The sequence below is a fragment of the Ruoffia tabacinasalis genome, from assembly GCF_042652985.1.
Taxonomy (GTDB): Bacteria; Bacillota; Bacilli; order Lactobacillales; family Aerococcaceae; genus Ruoffia; species Ruoffia tabacinasalis.
This window is the reverse complement of sequence record NZ_JBHSHQ010000086.1, coordinates 1-677: the sequence shown is the minus strand read 5'-3', so window position 1 is coordinate 677 and position 677 is coordinate 1. Positions and strand designations below refer to the sequence as shown.

1 protein-coding gene is annotated in these 677 nt (G+C 37.5%); it reads left to right on the top strand.

From position 1 onward, the window contains the following. The coding region (gene istA, locus ACFO5Y_RS11720; protein WP_380706745.1) for an IS21 family transposase at positions 1-677 on the top strand (677 nt) is incomplete at both ends.

The following is a 677-nucleotide window of genomic DNA, read 5'->3' as shown; positions in this document are numbered from 1 at the left end:
CAAATTTCTAAAGGAACTAAGTTTTCCTGGGTCTTATCGCACAGTTTGTAATTACGTACAAGAATGGAAAAGTACACACCATAATGATATACCAGCTGCGGGCTATGAGCGTTTAGAACACCCACCGGCTGAAGCACAACTCGATTTTGGAACGATGGAAGTTGAACATGAAGGATCTTTTAAGGACGTAAAAGCACTAATACTCAGCACTCCTTATAGTAATTCTGGATTCGCCGTAGCTCTACCCAGTGAAAATCAGGAATGCTTATTGACTGGGATGAAACAGATTTTTACTCAAATGGGCTGTGTGCCTCGGAAAATTCGAATTGATAATATGACAACTGCCGTTGTCAAACCAAAATCAAAATTTGAAGATCCGATATTAACCGACGAATTCCAACAGTTTGCGATACATTATGGTTTTCAAGTACAGGTTTGTAATCCTGCGAGTGGTCATGAAAAAGGAAGTGTAGAAAATAAAGTTGGTTATGTAAGGTATAATTTCTTCTCGGAAACACCAATAATGAAAGACTTCACTTCATTAAATCACGAGTTAGAGAAAAAAATGATTGAGAAGCGCCAAGAAAAACATTATGAAAAAAAACAAACGATTGAATCACTTTGGCAAGAGGAAAAACAGGTTTGTCTAGCATTACCGGATGAAGATTATCCCGTAT